The organism is Collinsella sp. AM09-41, from assembly GCF_003473245.1.
Classification (GTDB): Bacteria; Actinomycetota; Coriobacteriia; order Coriobacteriales; family Coriobacteriaceae; genus Collinsella.
The window spans coordinates 78312-100784 of record NZ_QRMJ01000003.1; the positions used below are offsets into that span (position 1 = coordinate 78312).

14 protein-coding genes and 2 tRNA genes are annotated in these 22473 nt (G+C 63.4%); 12 read left to right on the forward strand and 4 right to left on the reverse strand.

Going from position 1 to position 22473, the window contains the following annotated elements; translation table 11 throughout:
• Nucleotides 1-81: 81 nt before the first annotated feature.
• The 12 genes from selA to DW112_RS04960 all read left to right on the forward strand — a co-directional run bounded on the left by selA (nt 82) and on the right by DW112_RS04960 (nt 17551).
• Nucleotides 82-1539, forward strand: coding sequence for an L-seryl-tRNA(Sec) selenium transferase (gene selA, locus DW112_RS04910; protein WP_158571657.1), 1458 nt, complete (start codon nt 82-84; stop codon nt 1537-1539).
• A complete protein-coding gene (gene selB / locus DW112_RS04915; protein ID WP_117629434.1) occupies nt 1536-3500 on the forward strand; it encodes a selenocysteine-specific translation elongation factor in 1965 nt (654 codons plus the stop codon). Before selA ends, selB begins: the two co-directional genes overlap by 4 nt.
• Before the next feature lie 62 nt (nt 3501-3562).
• A tRNA-Sec gene (locus tag DW112_RS09950) sits at nt 3563-3659 on the forward strand.
• A 262-nt stretch (nt 3660-3921) separates the two neighbouring features.
• Nucleotides 3922-5277 (forward strand): NADP-specific glutamate dehydrogenase, encoded by a 1356-nt coding sequence (gene gdhA, locus DW112_RS04920; RefSeq protein ID WP_118328461.1) that lies wholly within the window; start codon nt 3922-3924, stop codon nt 5275-5277.
• Nucleotides 5278-5397: 120 nt separating this feature from the next.
• The gene (locus DW112_RS04925; protein ID WP_117769974.1) at nt 5398-6312 is read left to right on the forward strand and encodes a xanthine dehydrogenase family protein subunit M; all 915 of its coding nucleotides are present in this window, start codon (nt 5398-5400) and stop codon (nt 6310-6312) included.
• The gene (locus tag DW112_RS04930) at nt 6312-9143 is read left to right on the forward strand and encodes a molybdopterin cofactor-binding domain-containing protein (RefSeq protein WP_118328462.1); all 2832 of its coding nucleotides are present in this window, start codon (nt 6312-6314) and stop codon (nt 9141-9143) included. Before DW112_RS04925 ends, DW112_RS04930 begins: the two co-directional genes overlap by 1 nt.
• A 140-nt stretch (nt 9144-9283) precedes the next feature.
• Nucleotides 9284-9367, forward strand: a tRNA-Leu gene (locus tag DW112_RS04935).
• Nucleotides 9368-9455: 88 nt separating this feature from the next.
• Nucleotides 9456-10757, forward strand: a complete 1302-nt coding sequence (gene tig, locus DW112_RS04940; protein ID WP_233545864.1) for a trigger factor — start codon at nt 9456-9458, stop codon at nt 10755-10757.
• 162 nt (nt 10758-10919) lie between these two features.
• Nucleotides 10920-11540, forward strand: coding sequence for an ATP-dependent Clp protease proteolytic subunit (locus DW112_RS04945; protein ID WP_022095182.1), 621 nt, complete (start codon nt 10920-10922; stop codon nt 11538-11540).
• Between the two features lies 1 nt (nt 11541).
• Nucleotides 11542-12948 carry an ATP-dependent Clp protease ATP-binding subunit ClpX gene (gene clpX, locus DW112_RS04950; protein ID WP_118328464.1) on the forward strand — a complete coding sequence of 469 codons (1407 nt, stop codon included), beginning with the start codon at nt 11542-11544 and terminating at the stop codon, nt 12946-12948.
• 284 nt (nt 12949-13232) lie between these two features.
• Entirely contained in the window at nt 13233-15929 is a 2697-nt protein-coding gene (locus DW112_RS04955; protein ID WP_118328465.1) for a valine--tRNA ligase, read from the forward strand.
• Nucleotides 15930-16207: 278 nt separating this feature from the next.
• Nucleotides 16208-17551 carry a folylpolyglutamate synthase/dihydrofolate synthase family protein gene (locus tag DW112_RS04960; RefSeq protein ID WP_117635755.1) on the forward strand — a complete coding sequence of 448 codons (1344 nt, stop codon included), beginning with the start codon at nt 16208-16210 and terminating at the stop codon, nt 17549-17551.
• Between the two features lie 105 nt (nt 17552-17656).
• Here the strand turns inward: DW112_RS04960 and DW112_RS04965 are convergent, their stop codons facing one another.
• The 4 genes from DW112_RS04965 to DW112_RS04980 form a co-directional block, all read right to left on the reverse strand.
• Complete coding sequence (locus DW112_RS04965) at nt 17657-18745, reverse strand: Xaa-Pro peptidase family protein (RefSeq protein ID WP_118328466.1); 1089 nt, start codon at nt 18743-18745, stop codon at nt 17657-17659.
• A 152-nt stretch (nt 18746-18897) separates the two neighbouring features.
• Nucleotides 18898-19290, reverse strand: a complete 393-nt coding sequence (locus DW112_RS04970) for a DUF1667 domain-containing protein (protein ID WP_117635757.1) — start codon at nt 19288-19290, stop codon at nt 18898-18900.
• A gap of 4 nt (nt 19291-19294) precedes the next feature.
• Nucleotides 19295-20644, reverse strand: coding sequence for an NAD(P)/FAD-dependent oxidoreductase (locus DW112_RS04975; RefSeq protein ID WP_369834737.1), 1350 nt, complete (start codon nt 20642-20644; stop codon nt 19295-19297).
• Nucleotides 20645-20660: 16 nt separating this feature from the next.
• Nucleotides 20661-22124: an NAD(P)/FAD-dependent oxidoreductase gene (locus DW112_RS04980; RefSeq protein ID WP_118328468.1), complete on the reverse strand. Its 1464-nt coding sequence runs from the start codon at nt 22122-22124 to the stop codon at nt 20661-20663.
• Between the last annotated feature and the right edge of the window lie 349 nt (nt 22125-22473).

The following is a 22473-nucleotide window of genomic DNA, read 5'->3' on the forward strand; positions in this document are numbered from 1 at the left end:
TTTGCGTGCGCGCCGGTATTTTTTTGCCCGATGACGATCGCGGGGGACCAGCTTTTTATTGAACATGTCGAAAGGCTTTTCATGAGCGACTGCGAATCCATGTCTGCCGAGGTGCGCGGCCGCCTGCGTTCCATTCCCGCCGTTCACGAGCTGCTTGCCGAGTGGCCGGTCATGAAGGCTGCTGGCGATGCAGGCGACACGATGGTACGCGAGGCGATTGACGCCGAGCTCGATGCCGAGCGCGCGGCGATTCGCTCCGGCGCCCCTGCAAGGAACGAGCGCGAGCTCGCCTTGGCAATTGAGCAGCGGACCCATCGCCTGTCGCTGCCGACCCTGCGCCCTGCCGTCAACGCGACGGGCGTTGTGATTCACACCAATCTGGGCCGCGCTCCGCTCGCTCCCGCGGCGGTGCAGGCGGTGACCGATGTCGCCCGAGGCTACAGCACGCTTGAGTATGACGTCTCAACCTGCGCTCGCGGGGGCCGCAAAGAGCATGCCGCGCGTCTGCTGCGCACGCTCACGGGGGCGCAGGACGCCTTAGTTGTCAACAACAATGCCGCCGCGGTGCTGTTGGTGCTTGCCGCGCACGCGGCTGGCAAAGAGGTCATCGTGAGCCGCGGCGAGCTTGTCGAGGTGGGCGGCAGCTTCCGCATCCCCGACATCATGGCGGCTTCGGGTGCCAAGCTTGTCGAGGTTGGCTCTACCAACCGCACACATCTGGACGATTATCGAAGCGCCATTACGCCCAACACGGCGATGATCTTGAAAGTTCATCCTTCTAATTACCGTATCGAGGGCTTCCACGAGGAGGTTTCCGCGGCGGAGCTTTCCGCGCTGGCGCATGAGCACGGGCTGTTGCTGTACGAGGATCAGGGCTCGGGCGCTTTGCTTGCAGACGGGGTGCTCGCCGATGCGGGGGAGAAGCCCACGTCCGCCTCGCTTTGCGCCGGCGTTGACGTCGTCTCGTGCTCGGGTGACAAGCTGCTCGGTGCCTCGCAGGCAGGCATTATTCTCGGCAGCGCCCAGGCAATCGCCGCCTGTGCCTCGCATCCTCTTATGCGCGCGCTTCGCCCTGGCAAGCTCACGCTCGCGGCGCTCGAGGCCACTTTGCGACTGTATGTGACCGGTCCCGATGCGGCGCATCGGGAGATCCCGGTACTCAACATGCTTTCCGGCGCGCCGGCTCCGCTCGAGCGCCAGGCCAAGCGCCTGCACGACCGCATGCTGCGCAAGCTTCGCGAGGCTCAGTGCGAGGAGGCCGTGGAGCTGCAGGTTGTCGAGGGCGCCTCTACTCCCGGCGGCGGATCGCTGCCGACTGTCGAGCTCCCTACATTTTGCGTTGCCGTCTGTCCCGTCGATGGGCGTCTATCCGCCGATGGCCTAAAGCGCGCTATGGTACAGGAGCCCGATACGCCGGTTGTGACGCGCGTGCGGCACGACCAGGTGCTTTTTGACGTTCGCACGCTTTTGCGCGACACCGACCTTGACCTGTGTGCGTCTGCGTTGGCGGATGCCGTGCGGGCAGGTTTGCGTCGATGACCGCGCGCGAGCTTGTCGAATGTCCCGTTATCGTCGGAACGGCAGGACACGTCGACCACGGAAAGTCGGCCCTTATCGAGGCGCTGACCGGCAAAAATCCCGACCGTCTGGAGGTCGAACGGCGCCGAGGCATGACCACTGAGCTCGGCTTTGGCGAGCTCGAGCTTCCCAGCGGCAAGCTTGTCGGCTTGGTCGACGTACCCGGGCATGCGCACTATCTGCGCGCCATGGTGCAGGGCGCCACCGGCGTGGACGTTGCGTTGCTGGCGGTTTCGGCCGTTGAGGGCGTGATGCCGCAGACCCGCGAGCACGTTCGGGTTCTGGAGCTGTTGGGTGTGACGCGCATGGTCGTCGCACTCACGATGCGCGATTTGGCCGACCACGAGATTGCCGCGCTGGCGGAGCTCGATGTCGAGGCGTTTCTGGACGGGACCGTGTTTGCGGGTGCCTCTATAGTGCCGGTGTCCTCCAAGACGGGCGAGGGCCTGGACGAGCTGCTTACGACGCTCGATAACACGGTTTGTTCGTGCTGGTCGGAGCATCTGGAGGCGACCGCTGGCTCGGGCGCCGCGCCCCGTCTTCCCATCGACCGTTGCTTTAGCATCCGCGGCACCGGAACCGTCGTGACGGGTACGCTGCACGACGGTCCCGTTTCGGTTGGCGATGAGCTCGTTGCGCTGCCGTCGCAAACGCGCTGTCGCGTGCGCGGGGTGCAGGTTCACGGGGATACCCAGTGCGCGGTTCCCGGCCAGCGCGTCGCCCTGAACCTGGTGGGCGATGGCGTGGCGGGCCTCAAGCGCGGCGAGATGCTCGGCGTCGAGGGTCGCGTGGGCCAGACGCTGCGCTTTTTGATGCAACTGACATATGTGGGGCGCGATGGCGTGCGAGCCGGCGTTCTTGCTTCGGGTACACGCGTGCACGTTATGGCGGGCACGGCTGAGGTGCTCGGCCGCATTATGCTTTTAGACGACGAGCCGCCTATTGCGGTCGGCGAGACGCGTGTGGTGCAGGTGCGCCTGGAACGGCCGCTGCCGTTGCGCGCCGGCGATCATGCCGTCATTCTGTCGTATTCGCCGATTTCGCTGCTTGGCGGCGGACGCGTCCTGCTATCGCGCTGTCGCCGCGCGCGGGTCCTGTCGGCGGGGGAGCGCGCGTTGTATGCGGCGCTTGAGTCCGGAGATGTCGCGGACGGCGTACACGCGTGGCTGGCGCTGCAAACGCTGCCTGTTGCTGCTGCCGGTGTTGCCGCAGCGCTCGATCTTGTTACCGGCGAGGTCGAGATCGTTTTGCGTGGGCTTGTGGACCAGGCTGCCGTGTGCGAGCTTGCTGCGGGCGGTGCGGTGCTCTACGCAGATGCCTCGGCTCTCGATGCTGCAATGGATGTGCTGGCTGCGGCCTTGTCCTCCATGCACGCGGCGGCTCCCAAAGAGATCGGCTTTACGTCCGGTGCGGTCGCGCACGCGGCTTGGCCGGGCGCCGGTAACGATGTCGCGATGGCACTTATTGCCGAGGGCTGTGCACGTGGCGTGTGCGCCGTCGACGGTGCCGAGGTGTTCGACCCGCATTCCGCCGCCGCGGCGATACGCGTGGTGCGCGAGGCTGGCCAGCGTATCGTGGCCCTGCTGGATGAGGCCGGTCTTAATGCGCCGACGCTTCCCGAGGTGAGCGAACAGTTGCAGCTCGATCGCGACACCATGACGCGTGTACTGCGCGAGCTTTCGCTCAACCACTCGATCGTTAAGGTCGAGCGCGACGTTGCCTTGTCCGCCGCTGCCGAGGCCCATGCGCGTGAGGTTGTTGCGACGGCTATCGAGGCTGCTGGCGGCGCCGCCACCACGAGTGTGCTGCGCGAAGCCCTGGGCGTGTCGCGCAAACGAACCATTAGCATCTTGGAGCACCTGGATGCCGTGCGCTTTACAGTACTCGACAAGGAGTCCGGCGGTCTGAGATCGCTGCGTTAGCGGTTTCCGCATCGCTCTTTTCGGTTGTGGTCTGTTGGGTTTGGTAAAATACCGCCACGTTTGGGAGCGGATGGGCTCCGGTGGGCCCCGCGGTCTTCAAAACCGTTGTGAGGCGTGCAAAACGTCTTGGATGTGTTCGATTCACATCCGTTCCCGCCAACGCATCTCGCCAAAACCACCACAAAGGTGCCTGTCCCCTTTGTGGTGGTTTTGAAACGTGCGGGAAACAGCTTCGAAACACGCAACTTGCACGTCAGGCGCTCAAAAACGCATCTACCTGCATCGTAATCAAAATGAAACATCCGCCCGCGGTCTTATTCGTAATTTTGCGGCAACAGTGCGATATTATCCATACTCGATAAAGCTCGCGGCGCATAGGGTGCCGCGACCGACACTTTTCTTTCCCATCATTGGAGGAAGCATGAGCTACACGCAGAAAGTTCTCGACGAGCTCAAGGCCCGCTATCCCGAGCAGCCTGAGTTCATCCAGGCCGCGACCGAGATCCTCGGCACCATCCAGCCGGCGCTCGACGCCCACCCCGAGTACGAGGAGGCCGCCCTGCTTGAGCGCCTCGTCGAGCCCGAGCGCATCGTCATGTTCCGTGTTCCCTGGGTCGACGACCAGGGCAAGGTTCAGGTCAACCGCGGTTACCGCGTCGAGTTCAACTCTGCCATTGGACCCTACAAGGGCGGCCTGCGCTTTAATCCGACGGTCACCCTGGGCATGCTTAAGTTCCTGGGCCTGGAGCAGATCCTCAAGAACAGCCTGACCACCCTTCCCATGGGCGGCGGCAAGGGCGGCTCCGACTTTGACCCCAAGGGCAAGTCCAACAACGAGATCATGCACTTCTGCCAGTCCTTCATGACCGAGCTCTATCGCCACATTGGCCCCAACACCGACGTTCCCGCCGGCGACCTTGGCGTTGGCGGCCGCGAGGTTGCCTACATGTTCGGTCAGTACAAGCGCCTGACCAACGAGTGGACCGGCGTCCTCACTGGCAAGGGCCTCTCCTTTGGCGGCTCGCTCGCCCGTACCGAGGCCACCGGCTACGGCCTGGTCTACTTTGTGGACGAGTACCTCAAGAGCCGCGGCGACTCCTTCGAGGGCAAGAACGTCGTCGTTCACGGTTCCGGCAACGTTGCTATCTATGCCGTCCAGAAGGTCGCGCAGCTCGGCGGCAAGGTGCTGGCCTGCTCCGACACCCACGGCTGGGTCGAGGATCCCGACGGCATCGACTACTCCGTGCTCGAGCACGTCTACAACCAGAAGCGCTCCGGCCACGACAAGGGCGTCACGCTCGCCATGTACGTTGACGAGAAGCCCGGTGCCGTGTGGCACGAGGGCGACGGCCGCGGCGTGTGGCAGCTGCCCTGCGACATCGCCCTGCCCTGCGCCCGCGAGAACACGCTGCTGCTCGAGGACGCCCAGGCGCTCGTCGCCAACGGCTGCAAGGTGGTCGGCGAGGGCGCGAACATGCCCACGACCATCGAGGCCACGACCTACTTCCAAGAGAACGGCGTCGCCTTTATGCCCGGTAAGGCTGCCAACGCCGGCGGCGTGCTCGTGTCCGGCCTGGAGATGAGCCAGAACGCCGAGCACCTGTCCTGGACCTTCGAGGAGGTCGACGGCAAGCTCGAGCAGCTCATGCGCGGCATGTTCCACAACGTGGACGACACCGCCAAGAAGTACGGCCAGGAGGGCAACTTTGTCATGGGCGCCAACATCGCCGGCTTCCTGAAGGTCGCCGACGCCATGCTCGCTCAGGGCGTCTGCTAAGCCCAGCTCGACATAGCACCTGATGAGGCTCCCAGCATTTGTGCTGGGAGCCTTTTTCTATGGTGGTGAGGGCCGTGCGCCCTCGTTTGGTACACTTAGGGGTACTGGACAAGTAAAGAGATGGGGGAGAACGTGCTCAAGTTCGGTACCTACGTCCGTGTTGGAAACGCGGCCGAAGCCTATGAGCTCTTACAGAAGAACCGCAACAACAAGATTGTGGGCGGCGGCATCTGGATGCGCCTGGGTTCGCGTCGCGTGGCGACGGCGATTGACCTTTCGGCCTGCGGACTCGATCAGATCGAGGAGACCGAGACCGAGTTTCGCATCGGTGCCATGTGCACCCTACGCCAGCTCGAGCGCCATGCCGAGCTCAACGCGCTCGTCAACAATGTCTTTGAGTTCGCCGTCCACGACATCGTGGGTGTGCAGCTGCGCAATACCGCCACGGTGGGCGGCAGCATCTACGGCCGCTTTGGCTTCTCGGACGTGCTTTCGGCTTTTTTGGCACTCGATTCATACGTTAAGCTGACAGGTGCCGGCCGCGTGCCGCTCGCCGAGTTTGTGAACATGGGCTACGTGCGCGACGTGATCGAGCATGTTGTGGTCGTTAAACACGACTACCGCGCAAGCTACGAGGCCGTGCGCAAGGCCGCGACCGACTTCCCCTCGCTGAACGTCACCGCCGCCTGGTGGGACGGCTCCTGGCACGTCACCGTGGGTGCCCGCCCGCTGCGCGCGACCCTGCTGCGGGGCGAGGCATGCGGCCTGGTGAACGAGCAGCCTTCCGAGGACGAGCTGTGCGCCCTTGCCGCATCCGTGCGTACCCTGAGCTACGGCACCAACCTGTGGGGCTCGGCCGACTACCGCCGCCGCATCTCGGCCCCGCTGGCGATTCAGGCCGTGCGCCGCGCCGCCGGCATTGAGCTTTCGGCCGCGCTTGCCCGCGAGCTCGAGGGCGTGCAGATTCCCAAGCACGCCACGGACGAGTATTCCTGCCGCCGCGTGCCCGGCGTCGATTCTAGCGAGGTGCGCTAATGGCTGCCAAACTCATCGATCTTTCTTTTACGCTCAACGGTCGCAAGGTCAAGGTTCAGATTGCCCCCGACACCATGCTCTTTGCGCTGCTGCGCGAGCAGGGTTGCGCGTCGGTGCGCTGCGCCTGCGAAACCACCAACTGCGGTCTGTGCACGGTGTGGCTCGACGGCGACCCGGTGCTGAGCTGCTCGGTTCCCGCCGCGCGCGTCGAGGGCCGCTCCATCACCACGCTCGAGGGCCTCAAGGCCGAGTCCGAGGCGCTTGCCCGCGCTATGGCTGCCGAAGGCGCCGAGCAGTGCGGTTTTTGCGCCCCCGGCCTCATAATGAACGTGCTGGCGCTCGCCCGCGCCGCCAAGGAGGACCCGAGCCTCGTCGCCACGCGCGAGGAGCTCTCGCGCCAGCTGGCCGGCAACCTCTGCCGCTGCAGCGGCTACGAGAGCCAGCTGCGCGCCATTGTCCGCTTTCTCAACGAGTCCGGCGTGCAGGTGGGCTTTGAGATGCCCGAGCTGCCCGTCAACGACACCAGCTGCGACGGCGTCGCGTACAAGCAGATTACCCACAAGCAGCCCAAGAAGGACTCGAAGGCGCTGCTCGAGGGCCGTCCGGTCTACACGGGCGATATGGTGCCCGCCGGCGCCCTGATCGTCAAACTCAAGCGCAGCCCCTATGCCCGCGCCAAGATCCGCTCCATCGATACGTCGCGCGCCCTGAAGGTGCCCGGCGTCGTGGGCGTCTACACCTACGAGGACGTGCCCAAGCGCCGCTTTACTATCGCCGGTCAGAGCTATCCGCAGCCGAGTCCCTACGACCGCCTGATCCTCGAGAACCTCGTCCGTTACCAAAACGAGGAGGTGGCGATCGTCGCTGCCGAGACCGAGGAGGCTGCCGACAAGGCACTCAAGCTCATCAAGGTCGACTACGAGGTGCTCGAGCCCCTGCTGGACTTTACCAAGGCACTCGATAACGACATCGTGGTCCACCCCGAGGGCGACGTGACCTTTATGTTCCCGCAGGGCGGCGATGTCCCGCGCAACCTGGTGTGCAGCGGTGCCAGCGATTTTGGCGACCTGGACGAGGCCTTCGCCCAGAGCGACATCGTCTTTGAGCGCACCTACACCAGCCAGGCCACGCAGACCGCGCCCATGGAGACCTTCCGCGCCTTCGCGACAACCGACGCGTTCGGGCGTATCTCGGTGACCACCTCCACGCAGGTGCCCTTCCATGTGCGCCGCATGGTCGCGCAGTCGCTCGACATTCCGCAGTCGCAGGTGCAGGTCATTAAACCGCGCATCGGCGGCGGCTTTGGCTCCAAGCAGACGGGCTGCTGCGAGATCTTCGTTGCGTTTGTGACGCAGCAGACCGGCCGTCCGAGCTACTGCTGCTACACCCGTGAGGAGACCATCACTGCGGGCAACTCGCGCCACCAGATGCAGATGACCGTTAAACTGGGCGCCATGAACGACGGCACCATCACGGCTATCGATCTGCACACGCTGTCCAACGCCGGCGCGTATGGCGAGCACGCCACCACGACGATCGGCCTCTCGGGCCACAAGAGCCTGCCGATTTACAACCATGTGAAGGCGAGCCGATTTAGCTGGGACGCCGTCTACACCAACACCAACCGCGGCGGCGCGTATCGCGGCTACGGTGCCACCCAGGGCCAGTTTGCCGTGGAGAGCGCCGTCAACGAGCTCGCCGACATTCTGCACATGGACCCCGCCGATCTGCGCCTTAAGAACATCGTGCGCGAGGGCGAGATCATGCCGCAGTACTACAACGAGAAGCTCAACGCCTGCGCGCTCGACCGCTGCCTGCTGCGCGCGATGGACATGATCGGTTGGCGCGACAAGCCGCTAGCCGTCGACCTGGGCGACCGTGTGCGTGCTCTGGGCTGTGCGCTCACCATGCAGGGCTCGGGTATCTCCAACGTGGATATCGCCGGCATCGACATGCGCTTGGAAGAGGACGGCTTCATTACCATCGGCACCGGCGCCACCGATAACGGCATGGGCGTCGACACGATCCTGGCGCAGATTGCCGCCGAGGAGCTGGGCGTGGAGAGCTCGCTGATCGTGGTGCGCGGCGTGGACACCGACGTGTCGCCGTTCGACGCCGGCTCGTACGCGAGCTCGGGTACGTACGTGACGGGCCTGGCAGCCAAGAACGCCGCGACCGAGCTGCGCGAGAAGATTTGTGCCAAGGCCGCCCAGATGTGGGACGTGGACGCCGCCGACGTGGTCTTCGATGGCCAGTACGTGCGCCTGTCCGACGAGCGCGCCGCGCGCGAGCAGAACCGCTACCTCACGCTGCGCGACTTTGCCAACCTGTGCGTCAAGAACATCGCGGGCGGCGACGCGCTCACCTCGCATGCTTCTGCCTGCCTGCCCGTTTCGCCTCCGCCGTTTATGGCCGGCATTGCCGAGGTCGAGGTTGACAAGGCCACCGGCAAGGTGACCGTGGTGGATTACGCGGCAGCCGTCGACTGCGGCACCGTGATCAATGAGGCGCTCGCGCGCGTCCAGGCCGAGGGCGGCATTGCCCAGGGCATCGGCCACGCGCTCTACGAGATCGTCGAGCACGATGAACGCGGCCGTCTGCGCACCGGCAACTTTATGAGCTACAAGCTGCCCACGCGCTTGGATATCGGCAGCATTCGCGTGGCCTTTGAGCCGAGCTACGAGCCGACGGGCCCGTTTGGCGCCAAGTCGATCGGCGAGGTCGTCATCAACACGCCGCTCGCCGCCGTGGCCTCGGCCGTGGCGCACGCCACCGGCCATCAGGTTCGCTCACTGCCCATCACGCCCGAGAAGGCCCTGCTGGGGGAGTAGCGGGTCAGCGAACAAGTCGTAGTTGGCGGGACGGGACAACTCGCCCCGCCTTTTGCACTCGTGGTGAGGTCGTGAGCCTGTAAAAGGTGTGCGTGCGCTTGCCGCTCGTATCTGCTATCATTCCTAGTCTGTGCGCTCATGCGGGCGTGGCGGAATTGGTAGACGCGCCAGATTTAGGTTCTGGTGGGATTCCCGTGAAGGTTCGAGTCCTTTCGCCCGCACCAACGCATCTGCGTCGGCTTCGGCCGTCGCGACTCTTTGTTGCATAAAGGTACCAGCACCTCAGATAAGCTGGGCAGTATGAGGAGGAACGTGTTGAACATCACCGCTTCTGACGTCAAGGACGCCAAGCTCACCGCTACGGTCACCATCCCGGCCGCCGACGTCGACGCCGCGATCAAGAAGGCCTACAAGGACACCGCTAAGAAGTACCGCTTCCCGGGCTTCCGTGCCGGTAAGGCTCCCCGTCCGGTCATCGATTCCGCTCTTGGCGCCGAGGCTACCCTCGCTCAGGCCACCAACGACCTGATCGCCGCCAACGAGCCCGCCGTCCTCAACGAGCTGGACATCGTCCCCACCAAGAGCGGTGACTACAAGGATCTCGACCTCGCCAAGGATCACGAGGACTACACCTACACCGTCGAGTTCTCCCTGCGTCCCGCCGCCGAGCTCTCTTCCTTCGACGCCGTCGAGATCGAGATGCCTCCCGCGGAGGTCACCGAGTCCGAGATCAACAACCAGGTCGAGATGCTTCTCAACTACCGCGCCACCTTCGAGGACGTCGAGGGTCGTGCCGTCGAGGCTGACGACTATGTGACCGTCGACCTTAAGGCCGTCGAGAACGCCGATAACTTCGCCGCCGAGGGCCGTATGCTCATCGCCGGTAGCGACAGCAACCCCGCCGAGTTCAACGAGGCTCTGATCGGCGCCAACGTTGACGACGTCAAGTCCGTCACCTGGACCGACGAGGCCGAGGAGGGCGAGGAGGCCGAGACCCACACCGTCGAGGTCACCGTCAAGGGCATCAAGGTCCGCAACACCCCCGAGCTCACCGACGAGCTCGTCAAGTCCGACTTTGGCTTCGACAGCATCGACGCTATGCGCGACGCCATCAAGATCGAGATCGAGCAGGACAAGGCTTCCCGCCTCCCGGCCGAGAAGGAGAACCGTTGCGTCTCCGCTCTCGCCGAGCGCCTGCAGCTCGACGAGATGGACGCCGACTACGAGCAGTCCGTCTTTGAGGAGCTTGGCCAGAACTTCCTGTCCAACCTCGCTGCCCGCGGCATGACGCTGGACACCTGGCTGCCCGCTTCCGGCCTGACCATGGAGCAGTTCATTGGCGACCTGCACAAGCAGGCCAACGACGTTGCCCGTGAGTCCCTGGCTCTGGACGCCCTCGCCCGTGAGCTCAAGATCGAGGTCACCGAGGACGACATCAATGCCGAGTTCGAGAAGGCCGGCGTCAAGGACGTCGAGGCTTCCAAGGCCGAGTTCATCGCCGATGGCCGCATGCCTGCCGTCCGCGAGTCCATCCGTCGCTCCAAGGCCGTCGATCACCTGGTCGAGAACGCCAAGGTGACTGAGGTCGACGAGACCGCCAAGGACGCCGAGTAATTCTCGCCACCTTGCCCGCGAGCGCATGTATGTGCCCGTGATGGGGTAAAGTTATAAGCCGGTTATCCGGTTGCTTCGTACGGTGCCAGCCAATGCATAGCATGCGGGCACCGTACGTTTGTCTAGAACCACTATTGGTCCGTAAGAGAAATGGAGATGCGTATGATCGCTAAGTTCGATTCCGCCCTCGTGCCATACGTTATCGAGCAGACGCCGCGCGGCGAGCGCAGCTACGATATCTATTCGCGCCTGCTCAACGACCGCATCATCTTCTTGGGCGAGGAGATCAACTCCGTCAGCGCCAACCTGGTCGTTGCCCAGCTGCTGCATCTTGAGAGCCAGGATGCCGAGAAGGATATCTCGCTCTACATCAATTCGCCCGGTGGCGAGGTTTACTCCGGCCTGGCGATTCTTGACACCATGAACTTCATCAAGCCGCAGGTCTCCACCATCTGCGTCGGTATGGCCGCGTCCATGGCCGCCGTGCTGCTTTCGGCTGGCGCCAAGGGCAAGCGCTTCTGCCTGCCGCACTCCAAGGTCATGATTCACCAGCCCAGCGGCGGTGCTCAAGGTCAGCAGACCGAGATCGAGATCGTGGCCGAGGAGATCAAGAAGACCCGCCGCGAGCTCAACCAGATCCTGTCCGATGCCTCGGGCCAGCCCATCGAGAAGGTCCAGGCCGATACCGAGCGCGACAACTACCTGACCGCTGCCGAGGCCCTCGACTACGGCCTGATTGACCGTATCGTTACCTCGCGCGACCTCGCCGCGAAGGACGCCTAGGATGGCAGGAAACATGCAGGACAACTTTGACGAGAATGGCAACCCCATCCGCTGCTCCTTCTGCGGAAAAGAGCAGGGGCAGGTCCGTCGCCTCGTAAAGGGTCCGACCAACATCTTTATCTGTGACGAGTGCGTCGCCGCCTGCTCCGAGATCCTTGAGGAGTCGCTGGCTTCGGACTTTATGGACGCTGCCCGCAACGGCAAGCTGCCGGGCTTCCTCAACGATCACGGCCAGGCTGCTGGGCAGCCCGCCGTGGACCCCGAGGCCGAGGGCTTTGAGCTCGAGGACGACCGCCAGGTCATCACGCACGTGCCGACGCCGCACGAGATCTATGACGAGCTTTCGGCCTATGTCATGGGCCAAGAGGACGCCAAGCGCGCCATGTCGGTTGCCGTGTACAACCATTACCGCCGCGTCATCGAGGGCGGTGCTGCGCTTTCGGCCTTTGACGACGGTTTGGACTCGCAGCTTGACGATGACATGGACGAGGTGGAGCTCGCCAAGTCCAACATCCTGCTGCTCGGTCCCACCGGTACCGGCAAGACGCTGCTGGCCCAGACGCTCGCGCGCATCCTCGAGGTGCCGTTTGCCATCGCCGATGCCACCGCGCTCACCGAGGCTGGTTACGTTGGCGAGGACGTGGAGAACATCCTGCTCAAGCTCATCAATGCTGCCGATGGCGACATTGAGCGCGCTCAGGTGGGCATTATCTACGTGGACGAGATTGACAAGATTGCCCGCAAGGCCGAGAACCTCTCCATTACCCGCGATGTCTCGGGCGAGGGTGTGCAGCAGGCGCTGCTTAAGATTCTTGAGGGCACGGTGGCCAGCGTTCCGCCTACCGGTGGCCGCAAGCATCCCCAGCAGGAGCTGCTGCAGATCGACACGACTAACATCCTGTTTATCTGCGGCGGTGCCTTTGTGGGTCTGGACAAGATCATCGCCGACCGCGTGGGCAACAAGGGCGTGGGCTTTAACTCCGAGATCGCCGGCCCCACCTCGGTCGACGAGAACGACCTGCTGCGTCAGGTGCTCCCGCAGGACCTCAACGCCTTTGGCATGATCCCCGAGTTCGTGGGCCGTACGCCCGTTGTCACCCAGACGCAGGCGCTCGACGAGGACGACCTGGTGTCGATTCTGACCGAGCCCAAGAACGCCGTGGTGCGTCAGTACCGCAAGATGTTCCGGCTCGAGGACGTTGAGCTTGAGTTTGAGGCCGCGGCCCTTCACGAGATCGCCCGTATGGCGCTCGCCCGCAAGACCGGCGCCCGCGGCCTGCGTTCCATCTGCGAGGACGTGCTTCAGCAGACGATGTTCGACCTCCCCAGCGAGGAGGGTGTCGCCAAGGTCATCGTGACCGAAGCGGCGGTTAAGGGCGAAGAACAGCCCCAACGCATCTACGGGTAAACCTGCCAAAAACGTGCTTGCAAATAGCCTCCGACCATCCGCGGTCGGAGGCTATTTTATATATACGCAAAACACCCAACTACCTGTGTTATTCTGTGTGTTTGTTTAAGCCTCAGCGAAGTCAATTCAGACTGAAGTAATCGATACCTAAGGCGCGTCCGCCTGCTTGGTTTTCGTAGATTCCGCACGAGCCGAAGAGCACTTAATGTGCTCTTCGTGCGAGCCAGGACCTGACCGAGCGAAAACCAAGCAGGCGGACGCGCCGGCGGGACAGGGAGAGATATATGGAAGAAATGCCCAAGAACTACGATCCGTCGACCAACGAGCCGGCGATCCTGCAGAAGTGGCTCGACGGCGGCTACTACAAGCGCCGCGAGGGCGTGGGCGACTGCACCGTCACCATTCCGCCTCCCAACGTGACCGGCAAGCTCCACATGGGTCACGCCACCGACGACTCCATCCAGGACGCCATCATCCGTATGGCCCGCATGCGCGGCAAGTCCACGCGTTGGGTGCTCGGCACCGACCACGCCGGCATCGCCACGCAGACCAAGGTCGACAAGAAGCTCAAAAGCGAGGGCATCAGCCGCCTGGAGATCGGTCGCGACAAGTTTGTCGACGCTTGCTGGGATTGGACCCACGAGTACGGCGGCATCATCGTCGAGCAGATCAAGCGCATGGGCTGCTCCGTCGACTTTGATAACGAGCGCTTTACCATGGACGAGGACTACGCGCAGGCCGTGCGCAAGGTCTTTTGCGACTGGTACCACGACGGTCTGATCTACCGCGGCAAGCGCATCGTCAACTGGTGCCCCAACTGCACCACCGCCATCTCGGACGACGAGGCCGAGTATAAGGACGAGAAGGGCCACCTGTGGCACCTGCGCTACCCGCTGACTGAGCCGGTCAACGGCCAGGACTACATCGTCGTCGCCACCACGCGCCCCGAGACCATGCTCGGTGATACGGGTGTCGCCGTCTCCCCGAAGGACCCCGAGAAGGCTGCCTTCGTGGGTAAGACCGTCAAGCTCCCCATCGTCGACCGCGAGATCCCCATTTTTGAGGATTGGCACGTCGACGCCAACTTTGGTTCCGGCTTCGTCAAGGTCACCCCGGCCCACGACCCCAACGATTACGCCATGGGTCAGGCCCACGACCTGCCGCAGATCAATATCTTCGACGAGCACGCGGTGGTCGTCGAGGGCTACGGCGAGTTCACCGGCATGAACCGTGACGAGTGCCGCGAGGCCGTCATTAAGTGGTTCGAGGAGCACGATCTGCTCGACCACGTCGAGGAGCTCGACCACTCCGTCATGCACTGCTACCGTTGCGACTCCGCCCTGGAGCCGTGGCTGTCCGAGCAGTGGTTCGTCGCCGTTGACAAACTCAAGGGGCCGGCGCTCGACGCCGTCAACTCTGGCAAGGTCACCTTCCACCCCGCGCGCTGGACGCAGACCTACACCACCTGGATGGAGAACCTCAAGGACTGGTGCATCAGCCGCCAGCTGTGGTGGGGCCACCGCATCCCCGTGTTCTACTGCGAGGACTGCGGCTGGGAGGACGCCCTTACCGAGGACACCGACGTGTGCCCCAAGTGCGGCGGCCATCACGTCCATCAGGACGAGAATGTTCTGGACACCTGGTTCAGCTCGCAGCTGTGGACCTTCGCCACGCAGGGCTGGCCACAAAAGCCGGAGCTGCTCGAGGGACATCACCCCACGACGGCGCTCGTCACCGCGCGCGACATCATCGCGCTGTGGGTCGCCCGCATGGTCATGAGCTCGCTGTACTTCCTGGACGAGGTTCCGTTTAAGGACGTCGTCATCTACCCGACGATCCTTGCCAAGGACGGCAGCCGCATGTCCAAGTCTAAGGGCAACGGCGTTGACCCCATGGACCTCATTGGCATGTACGGCGCCGACGCCATGCGCTTCAACTTGCTCACGCTGTGCACCAACAACCAGGATGTCAAGTTCGACGCGAACATCGACAAGAAGACCAAGAAGCTCATCGACAGCCCGCGCACCGAGCAGGCCAAGTCGTTTGTGACCAAGATCTGGAACGCCAGCCGCTTCCTGCTTATGAACATGGAAGGCTACACGCCCGGCGAACCCGTCGTGGAGACGCCGGCCGACGCCTGGATGTTCAGCCGCCTTGCCAATGCCGTGAAGATGGTCACCGAGGGCATCGAGAACTACACCTTTGGCGACATGGCGCGCGGCGTGCAGCAGTTCTTCTGGAACGAGGTCTGCGACTGGTACGTCGAGGTCACCAAGGCCCGTCTGAAGGGCGAGGGCCGTCTGCAGGCTCAGCGCAACCTGATCTTTGTGCTCGACACCTCGATTCGCCTGATGCACCCGCTTATGCCGTTTGTCACCGAGGAGATCTGGGACAACATGCCGGCCAGCGTGCTTGACTTGGATGCCGAGGGCAACGTTGACCGCGCCGAGGCGCTCATGATCGCCAAGTGGCCCGAGCCCGCCGACTACGCCAAGTACGTCGACGAGCCCGCCGAGCGCGCGTTTGAGCTGTGCCGTGCCGTCGTGTCTGCCGCCCGTGCCACCCGTTCGCGTTATCGCTTAAGCCCCAAGGCCGAGCTCGACGTTGTCGTGCGCGCCGGCGCCGAGGATATCGAGAAGCTCGAGAGCCTGCGCTCCACGATTGAGCCGCTGGCGAACACCGCTTCGCTGGTTATGGGTACCGACGTTGAGAAGCCGGCTGCGAGCATTGCCGTGGTCGACAGCGGCGTCGAGGTCTTTGTGGTTCTCGAGGGCAAGGTTGACCTTTCGGCCGAGAAGGCGCGCCTGGAGAAAGAGATTGCCGCGGCCCAGAAGGAGCTCGCCGGCTGCGAGAAGACGCTCGCCAACGAGGGCTTTGTGGCCAAGGCCGCGCCCGCGGTGGTCCAGAAGAAGAGGGACCGTGCAGCTGAGCTCAAGGAGATCCTGGCGGCGCTGACTGCTCAGGTTGCTGACTTCTCGTAGGCGGTACTGGGGGACGCGGTTTGGGGCATTGCTCGCTACTGCGGACAGTCCTGCTCGCACGAAGGCCACATTAAGTGGCCTTCGGCTCGTGCGGAACTTGTATCGAGCAAAGCCCCAAACCGCTCCCATGGCGGTTACGTGGTTGCTTGCATCTGCCTGTTAGGACCGCTGTGTTGTAGCCTTGATTCTGCTGCAAAGCGGTGTTTGGCTGATATTTTGAATGGGAGGGGCTCGTTGTTGCTTACGGGCCTCTTTTTATGTTGAGGGGACTTTGGTTTATGCCTAAACGTTCGGGGTCGTATTCTGTACCGTTCTCGTTTGATTTGCTTTCGTTTGATGAGGCTGTGGGGCTAGCTGCTGATACAGGGCGGATTTCTGGGGATGCTGGGCCTCTGCTTGAGACGGTTGTCGATATGCTCGATGAGTTGGGGCGTCCGGACGAGTACTTTGATTGCATTCAGGTTGCCGGTACCAATGGCAAGACTTCGACCACGCGATTTTCGGCTGCCATCCTTCGCGGCGAGGGACTCAAGACCGCGCTGTATACGTCGCCGCAGCTGGTGCGCTATCCCGAGCGTATGGAGGTCGATGGACGCGTCGTGAGCGATGAGGCCTTTGCCCGTGGTGTTTCTGCTGCTGTTGAGGCGGGACATCGCGTGAATGCCCGTCGTGTGGCGGCGGGGGAGCGCGCCTATTCCATTACGCCGTTTGACCTGCTGACGGCTGCCGCACTTGTCGTGTTTGCCGAGGCCGCGGTGGATATTGCCGTGCTCGAGGTCGGCATGGGCGGACGCTGGGACGCCACGAGTGCGACCGATCCCGTCGCCGTTGCCATTACGGGCATTGGGCTCGATCACACACGCATTTTGGGCGATACGCTCGAGGCCATTGCGGGGGAGAAGGCTGCGGTTATTAAGCCTGGACGCCTGGTTGTTTTGGGCGAGGGTACGCACGAGGCGAGCGTTCAGCGCGTGATGGATGCACGTTGTCGCGAGTGCGGCATAGTGCCGCTGGTGGTGAACCATGCCACGACCAAGGTGCCGGCACATGTGGGCGACACGGTTGAGTTTAGCTGCACCACGCCGCGTGCGATCTATACGTCTAGCATGGTCAAGCCGGCGTATCAGCCGCAGAATGCCGCGTGCGCGATTATGCTGTGCGAGGGGTATCTGGGTCGCGAGCTCGATCATGACAAGCTCGATGCGTCGCTTATGGGCTGCCCCACGCCGGGTCGCTTTGATGTGTTGGGAACCAATCCGCTCAAGCTGATCGACGCCTGTCATAACCCTCAGAGCTGCGAGAACTTTGTGAGCGCACTGGACGAGATCGATTCGTGCGTAGAGAATCGCTCCACGCTGCTGTGCGCCGCGCTGGCCGATAAGGACGTGGCGGGTATCGTTGACGTTCTGGTTCCGGCGTTCCCCCGCGTGGTCGTAACCCAGACCGATTCCGATCGCGCCTTGCCCGCACAGGAGCTTGCCTCCCTGGTGGACGCCGACAAGCTCGCGGGCGTGTACCCCAGCGTATCCGAGGCCCTCGCGGCTTTCGATGCCGCGGGCGAGCCTTTCGTAGCAGCCGGTACCATCACCCTAGCCGGCGAAGTAGCGGGGCTGCTCCGTTAACCCATCCCCTCATCAGTTGCGGTGAAATAGTTCCTGTTTTTGGGTTCTAGCAGCCCATCCAGGAACTATTCCACCGCAACTTAGTTTGGGGGCTTGGGGACCAGGCTAGTCTAGGCTGACTGGGTCGTGGGGGTAGGCGTTGAGGATCTCGACGCCGGACTCGGTAACCAGGCACAGGTCCTCGATGCGGACGCCGGTGCGGCCGGGGAGGTAGATGCCCGGCTCGATTGAGAACGTCATGCCAGGCTCTACGACCTGCTCGTTGACGAGCGAGACGTCGCCCGGCTCGTGGTCCTGCAGACCAATCGAGTGGCCCAGGCGATGTGTGAAGTATTTGCCATAGCCTGCGTCCTCAATCACGTCGCGCGCGGCACGGTCCAGGTCGCACATGCGCACGCCCGGTGCGATGAGTGCTTCGGCGGCCTCGTTGGCACGGCGTACGATATCGTAGATGTGTGTTGTCTCCTCGTCCGGCTCGCCCCAAAAGAACGTGCGCGTCATGTCCGAGCAGTAGTTGCGGCGACGTCCGCCTATGTCGAACAGCACCACATCGCCGCGCTTGAGTACGGTGTCGTCGGGCTCGTGATGCGGGTCTCCGGCGTTGGCGCCAAAGCTCACGATGGGCGGAAAGCTAAAGCCCTCGCAGTCGTGCTTGCGGTACAGGCCGAGCATCTGGTCGGCAATTTCGCGCTCCGTCACGCCCTCGTGAACGAGCTTGATGGCGTCGGACATCACGGCGTCGTTAGCGGCTGAGGACACGCGCATGAGCTCCTGCTCGGCGGCATCCTTGTGGGTGCGTGCTGCGGTGACGGCAAAGTCGCCCAGGAAGAACTCGCTTGCGGCGTAACGATCCATAAGGGGCAGCAAAAAGCCGGAGCGCATTACGGTATCGATGCCGAGGGGCTTGGATGGATTGACCTCGCGAGCGATGGCGTCGGTCACGACGTCGGTGTCGTTGTGGTAGGCCACGCGGGCATTGTCGTACTCGGGCAGCTGATGCAGGGCGTTGACTAAGATCACCGGCTCGGCATCGCGCGCGAGCAGCACGCCGCAAAAACGCTCGAACATATCGGCATAAAAGCCGGTCAGGTAATAGATCGACCACGGGTCGTTTACGAGCAGCTGCGCGCCGGGGTGCTGAGCCTCGAGCGCATCGAGCACGCGTGCCACACGCTGGTCATCGACATGTGCCATGAAACATCCTTTCACTATGGTGCCACCATGGTATCCCAAGCCCGGCACATAGGGACGTTCCTTTTATGCCGGCACCTTGGGACACTCCTTGGCATGGCTAGCCTGGCAAGCGTGCAGGCAAAAGCAGCTAAAAGAGCCCCGTCCCAAATTAGCTACTCGATGTCCATGCTGGCGATGAGGTCGATGTTGGTGTTGAGGAGGTTCTTCAGAACGATGTCGCCCATGCGGATGGGGGCCTCGACGACCACGCCGCGGATGAGGTCCATAGCTTGGGCGTGAAGCTCCAGCGGGATGGCTTCGCCCGTGCGCACGGGCAGCAGCGCCTCGTCGCCGCCGGATACGGCCACGGTCGTGGTAAGCACGCGCATGGGGCAGGTGAGCTCCTGATGTGCAAACTTATCACCGCGCGGGCAGCTGTTGCCGGTTACGGAGCGCACCTCTACCACGGCGCCGTCTGCGCTGCGCTCGACCTCCACGGTCAGGAGGCACTCGGATGGGCAGGTGGTGCAGTTGAACTGCAGCGTTTCGATCGCGTTCGCGCTCATGACTCTACGCCTCTTCAACGGGATCGACGGACAGGACAATCTCGTTAACACCCAGGTCGAGCGCGCGCTGAATCACCTTTGCCGGTAGCGGGAAGCTTTCCATGACGCTCGGTTTAAACGGGCGAACCTTGCCTGCAAACAGTTCCTCGTTGCCTGCCAGAATGCGCACGCGGGCAGCATCGACCGGCCGACGTACGCGGAAGTTGAGCTTAGTGAGCCCGACGGCCGTGATGCGTCCCGGCAGTGCGTAGCCTGCGATGCCAGCGGGGGAGACCGTGAGCTGGCAGCCCGCGCCCGCCACTCCCGCCGCGGTGCCGACAGCCCCCAACGCCCACGCCGCCGCAGCCGCACCGGCACGTTCGGACTCGGTCGTCACGTTGTCGGCCAGGTCGTGCACGTGCAGCACGTTGCCGCAGGCAAATATGCCCGGCACGCCCGTCTGCAGGCTCTGGTCCACCACGGCGCCGCGCGTACGTGGGTCCAGCTCGACGCCCGCGGCAACCGAAAGCTCGTTCTCGGGAATCAGGCCCACCGAAAGCAGTAGCGTGTCGCATGGAACGATGCGCTCGGTTCCCGGAATGGGTGCAAGATGCTCGTCGACCTGGCTTACCTCGACAGCCTCCACACGATCGTGCCCGATCACACGCGTGACCGTGGTAGACAGATGCAGTGGAATGCCAAAGTCTTCCAGGCAGTTCTTAACATTGCGACGCAGGCCGTTGGCGTACGGCATGAGCTCGTACACACCCTCGACCGAAATCCCCTCGAGCGTGCAGCGGCGCGCCATGATCAGCCCGATGTCGCCCGAGCCCAAAATGACGGCGCGCGAGCCGGGTTTGAGGTTCTCGATATTGATGTATCGCTGCGCTAGGCCGGCCGTAAACACGCCGGCGGGTCGGCTGCCGGGGATCTTGATCTCGCTGCGCGTGCGCTCGCGGCAACCCATGGCAAGGACGACCGCGCGCCCGATGAGCTGCAGCATACCGGTGGGGCTCATGAGCGTGACGGTGTGGACCGCGGCGTCTTCCGCGGACTCGCCCGAATCAACCCCTATCACCATGCTGTCCAAGAACAGCGCAATGTTGGTCGCGCGCACCTGGTCGATAAAGCGCTGCGCGTACTCGGGACCGGTGAGTTCCTGCTTAAAGTGCGACAGTCCAAAGCCCGGATGAATGCACTGTCGCAGGATGCCACCCAGATGCTGCTCGCGCTCCACGATGGCCACGTGCGCGCCGGCCTTATGCGCGGAAAGCGCGGCCGCCATGCCGGCAGGTCCGCCGCCGATAACGACCACGTCGAAGGCCTGCGTTACTACCGACGCTACGGCTCCGGCCTCCGCGCGTTCGTCGCGCATATCAAGCGTCGCCATCCTAGCGCACCCCCTTCAGCGGTCCCTCAACCAACCAGGATCCGGCGTCCTCCAGTAATACCTCGCTGGGGTCGCAGCCCAGCTCGCGCGCTAGGATGGCCACCACGCGGCTCTGGCAGAAGCCACTCTGGCAGCGGCCCATGCCCGCGCGGCAGCGGCGTTTGACGCCCTCGACCGAAACCGCACCCGGACGGCGCCGAATCGCGGCCACGATCTCGGCCTCGGGCACCGTCTCGCAGCGGCAGACTATCTGCCCCCACGCGGGGTCAGACTCAATGAGCTCCTCCTTGCGCGCAAGCGGCGCACGGTCGAAGTCGTCCGGTGCGCGGCGAATCGGATCCCAATCGGCCCGTTCGCGCAAAGCAACGCCCGCCTCGCGCATCACGTGCTCCATACGCTCGGCAATGGCCGGCGCGCTCGCCACGCCTGGCGACTGAATGCCCGCCGCCTGAAACAGCCCCGGCAACACGGCCGACTGCCCAATAAAGAAGTCGTTGGTTCCCTGAATGACCGGACGCCCACCGGCAAATGCGCGCACCACGCGGCGCGTGTCCAGATCGGGAACCAGCTTGCGCGCTCCCGTTAGTAACGCGTTCACATCGCTCGCATAGGTCTGTGTGTCGCCCGGCTCACGCACGGCAGCGGTCGCGGTAATCACGGTGTTGCCATGCACGGTGCCCGTAACGATAACGCCCTTGGACACTGGCGTCGGAACGGGGTAGAGCGGCATGAGCGTGCGCGGCTCCTTGTCCAGTACCACGATGTTGCCCTGGCGCCAGACCATCTGGAACTCCTCGGCGCCCGCCATATGCGAGATGTCCGCGGCACCGTTGCCCGCGGCGTTGATCAGATAGCGGCAGCGCACATCGCCGGCGGGCGTTGCCAGCGTAAAGCGCGCAGCCCCGCCGTTAGCCTCGCCGCCAGCAACCTCAATCGCTTCCACCGGCGCGGAGCGCATAAACGTCACGCCGTTGGCCACGGCGTTCTCCAGCGCGGCGATGGCGACCTCAAACGGATCGACAAAGCCAGTCGAGGGGCACCACAGCGCGCACGTCGCCTTGGCACTCGCGCGTGGTTCCAGCTCGCGGATGCGCTCGGGGCCGATAATCGACAACTCGGGCACGCCGTTGGCGTGGCCATTGCTGCGCAGCCGCTCAAGTTGCGCACGGTCCTCGTCGCTAAACCCCAGCACCATCGAACCGGTGCGGCAAAATAAAAAGCCCAACTCCTGAGCCCAGGTACCATACAGCTCGCAGCCACGGGCATTGACCTGTGCCTTTACGGTGCCCGGTGCCGGATCGTAGCCAGCGTGCACCAGGCCACCGTTGGCCTTCGACGCGCCCAGGGCGACATCGTTGGCCGCCTCGACCACGCAAATGGACAGGTCAAACCGCGCGAGCTGCCGCGCGATGGCGCACCCCGTGATGCCCGCGCCCACAATTGCGATATCAAACGTTTCTGCCACGGTGCCTCCCAGAAGAGTTGACAGGCTGTCAATAAGACTATCCTACGGTTCGCACGCCCCTAGTGCGGCGGCAATGCGGCGAACAGCCCCCTCGCATCCGCAAACGGCAGGCGAGGGGAGACTCAGGATCATAGGTGACCTCGTCTGCCGTCCCGGGTGTCAGAGGTTTGTCTCGTTCTGTAACAGTAAGCAGAAGAACTGGGTTCCAGATGTTACAGATCGAGACGTTTGCCAGATGGACCCTCCGTTTATCTTGATTTGTAACAGTAAGAGGAGAAAATCGGTCCTATGTGTTACAGATTGAGATTTAAAGTCAGGGAGAGATTTTCTGTCTCGATCTGTAACATCT

Coding starts and splice junctions, on each gene's coding strand:
- selA (WP_158571657.1), top strand. CDS start 82: ATGAGCGACTGCGAATCCATGTCTGCCGAGGTGCGCGGCCGCCTGCGT.
- selB (WP_117629434.1), top strand. CDS start 1,536: ATGACCGCGCGCGAGCTTGTCGAATGTCCCGTTATCGTCGGAACGGCA.
- gdhA (WP_118328461.1), top strand. CDS start 3,922: ATGAGCTACACGCAGAAAGTTCTCGACGAGCTCAAGGCCCGCTATCCC.
- DW112_RS04925 (WP_117769974.1), top strand. CDS start 5,398: ATGGGGGAGAACGTGCTCAAGTTCGGTACCTACGTCCGTGTTGGAAAC.
- DW112_RS04930 (WP_118328462.1), top strand. CDS start 6,312: ATGGCTGCCAAACTCATCGATCTTTCTTTTACGCTCAACGGTCGCAAG.
- DW112_RS04945 (WP_022095182.1), top strand. CDS start 10,920: ATGATCGCTAAGTTCGATTCCGCCCTCGTGCCATACGTTATCGAGCAG.
- clpX (WP_118328464.1), top strand. CDS start 11,542: ATGGCAGGAAACATGCAGGACAACTTTGACGAGAATGGCAACCCCATC.
- DW112_RS04955 (WP_118328465.1), top strand. CDS start 13,233: ATGGAAGAAATGCCCAAGAACTACGATCCGTCGACCAACGAGCCGGCG.
- DW112_RS04960 (WP_117635755.1), top strand. CDS start 16,208: ATGCCTAAACGTTCGGGGTCGTATTCTGTACCGTTCTCGTTTGATTTG.
- DW112_RS04965 (WP_118328466.1), bottom strand. CDS start 18,745: ATGGCACATGTCGATGACCAGCGTGTGGCACGCGTGCTCGATGCGCTC.
- DW112_RS04970 (WP_117635757.1), bottom strand. CDS start 19,290: ATGAGCGCGAACGCGATCGAAACGCTGCAGTTCAACTGCACCACCTGC.
- DW112_RS04975 (WP_369834737.1), bottom strand. CDS start 20,644: ATGCGCGACGAACGCGCGGAGGCCGGAGCCGTAGCGTCGGTAGTAACG.